The organism is Streptomyces colwelliae (assembly GCF_048158785.1).
Lineage (GTDB): Bacteria > Actinomycetota > Actinomycetes > Streptomycetales > Streptomycetaceae > Streptomyces.
Genome location: NZ_JBLTJC010000647.1, coordinates 1 through 3,253 on the forward strand (window position 1 = coordinate 1; position 3,253 = coordinate 3,253).

Here is a 3,253-nt window from a genome sequence, read left to right on the forward strand (position 1 = left end):
AGGACACCGCCGACGGTCTCGGTGCGCAGCGCCTCCGCGACGAAGTTCCGCTCGGGCAGGGACAGCCGTCCCAGCACTTTGCGGGTGGCGGTGGGGCGGGGCGCGGTCACGGGGAGACCTCCGGGGTGGCGGGCAGCACAGAGCTCTTGCCGACCAGACTTCCCGGCGCACCTTGTCGCGTCCTTGACGCTTTGCTTAGTTTACCTAAGATGCGGCGGGATGGGTCCTATGGGCCTTGCGGATCTCACGGTATGCGCGAAAGGGGCGCCCGGCACGTTCGCCGCCGGGCGCCCCTCGTCGTCGTATGCGCAGGTCAGTCCTCGCTGGGCGCGGCCGGGAGCTTGTCCTGGATGAGGGTCATGACGGTGGAGTCCGTCAGGGTCGTGACGTCTCCGAGCTGCCGGTTCTCCGCCACGTCGCGCAGCAGGCGGCGCATGATCTTGCCGGAGCGGGTCTTCGGCAGCTCGGCCACCGGGAGGATCCGCTTGGGCTTGGCGATCGGGCCGAGGACGCTGCCGACGTGGTTGCGCAGGTCGGCGACGAGGTTCTCGTCCTCGGCGTTCGCCGTGCCGCGCAGGATGACGAAGGCGACGATCGCCTGCCCGGTCGTCTCGTCCGCGGCGCCGACCACGGCCGCCTCGGCGACGGAGGGGTGGGAGACGAGCGCCGACTCGACCTCGGTGGTGGAGATGTTGTGCCCGGACACGAGCATCACGTCGTCCACGCGGCCGAGCAGCCAGATGTCGCCGTCGTCGTCCTTCTTCGCACCGTCACCGGCGAAGTACCTGCCCGGGAACCGCGACCAGTACGTGTCGAGGAACCGCTGGTCGTCGCCCCAGATCGTGCGCAGCATCGACGGCCACGGCTCGGTCAGGACCAGGTAACCGCCGCCGCCGTTCGGGACCTCGTTCGCCTCGTCGTCGACGACCGTCGCGGAGATGCCGGGCAGTGGGGTCTGCGCCGAACCGGGCTTGGTCGCGGTCACGCCCGGCAGCGGCGAGATCATCATCGCGCCGGTCTCGGTCTGCCACCAGGTGTCCACGATGGGGGTCTTGTCGGCGCCGATGTGCTTGCGGTACCAGATCCACGCCTCGGGGTTGATCGGCTCACCGACGGACCCCAGGATGCGCAGGCTGCTGAGGTCGAACTTCGCGGGGATGTCGTCGCCCCACTTCATGAACGTACGGATCGCGGTCGGCGCCGTGTACAGGATCGTCACCCCGTACTTCTGCACGATCTCCCAGAAGCGGCCCTGGTGCGGGGTGTCGGGGGTGCCCTCGTACATGACCTGCGTCGCGCCGTTCGCCAGCGGGCCGTAGACGATGTACGAGTGGCCGGTGACCCAGCCGACGTCGGCCGTGCACCAGTAGACGTCGGTCTCCGGCTTGAGGTCGAAGACGGCGTGGTGGGTGTACGCGGCCTGGGTGAGGTAGCCGCCGGAGGTGTGCAGGATGCCCTTGGGCTTACCCGTAGTACCTGAGGTGTAGAGGATGAAGAGCGGCTGCTCCGCCTCGAACGCCTCGGGCGTGTGCTCCGCCGACTGCCGGTCGACGATCTCGTGCCACCACACGTCCCGCTCGTCGTTCCACGCCACGTCCTGGCCCGTACGGCGGACCACGAGCACGTGCTCGACGCCGCTGTCCGCGCGGTCGACCGCGTCGTCCACGGCCGGCTTGAGCGCGGACGGCTTGCCGCGCCGCCAGCCGCCGTCCGTGGTGATGACGACCTTGGCGTCCGCGTCCTGGATGCGGGTCGCCAGTGCGTCCGCCGAGAAACCGCCGAACACCACCGAGTGCGCGGCGCCGATGCGCGCGCAGGCCAGCATCGCGACCGCGGTCTCCGGGATCATCGGCATGTAGACGGCGACCCGGTCGCCCTTCCGAACTCCCAGCTCCAGCAGGGCGTTCGCGGCCTTGGAGACCTCGTCCTTCAGCTCGGCGTAGGTGATCGCGCGGCTGTCGCCGGGCTCGCCCTCGAAGTGGATGGCGACGCGATCGCCGTTGCCTGCCTCGACATGCCGGTCCACGCAGTTGTACGCCACGTTGAGCGTGCCGTCCTTGAACCACTTGGCGAACGGCGGGTTCGACCAGTCCAGGGTCTCGCTCGGCTCCTTCGCCCAGCTCAGGCGGCGGGCCTGCGCGGCCCAGAAGCCGAGCCGGTCAGCCTTGGCCTGCTCATACGCCTCCGCCGTGACATTGGCGTTCGCCGCCAGGTCGGCGGGGGGTGCGAACCTGCGCTCCTCGCGCAACAGGTTGGCCAGGCTTTCGTTGCTCACGGCATCTGCCTTTCCCAGGGTGTCCGTTGTGTCCCGGGCCAGCTCATCAGACCCGGGGGTCCGATGACAAGGGTCGTCGAAATATTGGTTTAGACCTGTCATCGGACCTGCGGGCGACGTGTGCGGCGAGGGTCTTTCTTTTCCACGGACGCCGGGTGAACAAGGTTCAGGCCGACAGATCCGCCACCCCCACTCCATCGAACAACTGGTCCCCGTCCTCGTCGGTCAGCAAGTACGCCTGCGCCTCACCGACATGGAAGTACATCCCGTGCAGTTCCAACGCCCCCTCCCGCAACGCCCGCGCCACCGACTCGTACGCCCGCAGATGCTCCAACTGCTGCACCACATTGGTCAGACACAGCTGCTCTACGGCGTCGGCGGGCGCCCTTCCTGCCAACCTCGCCCAGGGCCGACTGTCGTCGGCCATCCGCTCCAGGCCCGGCAACCCGTGCCGCAGCCACCGCTTGAGCGGCGTCTGGGCGCCCCCCGGCTCGGAGTTGAGCAGCGCCTGCATGGCCCCGCACCCGGAGTGCCCGCACACCGTGATCGATCTCACGCGCAGCACGTCCACCGCGTACTCGATCGCGGCGGCCACCGAGTCGTCCCCGCTCTCCTCGCCGGGCGGCGGCACGAGGTTGCCCACGTTCCGCACGACGAACAGGTCACCGGGACCACTGGAGGTGATCATCGAGGTCACCAGCCGCGAGTCGGCACAGGTCAGGAAGAGCTGCGAAGGCCGCTGCCCTTCCCTGGCCAGCCGCGCCAGCTCGCCCCGCACGAGCGGAGCGGTGTTGCGCTGGAACGCGCTGATGCCACGGGCGAGTTGGCGGCCGGCGGTGCCGGTGTTCTCTCCGGTGCCGGGGTGGGCGTCCGTGCCGGTACCGCCGGGTTCGGAAGCGCCGGGTGCCGAGGTGCCGGGTGCGGCGGTGCCTGGTGCGGGACGGTCGGTCGATTCGGTGGTGGGGTCGGTGGTGGGGT

The 3,253-nt window shown here is 69.5% G+C and carries 2 protein-coding genes; both read right to left on the reverse strand.

All coding sequences use genetic code 11. From position 1 onward, the window contains the following. Window positions 1-313: 313 nt before the first annotated feature. Window positions 314-2,275, reverse strand: coding sequence for an acetate--CoA ligase (acs, locus tag ACNFOC_RS52585; protein ID WP_416966054.1), 1,962 nt, complete (start codon window positions 2,273-2,275; stop codon window positions 314-316). Between the two features lie 166 nt (window positions 2,276-2,441). Further along, on the reverse strand, window positions 2,442-3,253 hold an 812-nt coding region (locus ACNFOC_RS52590), incomplete at its 5' end, for a carbonic anhydrase (RefSeq protein ID WP_416966055.1).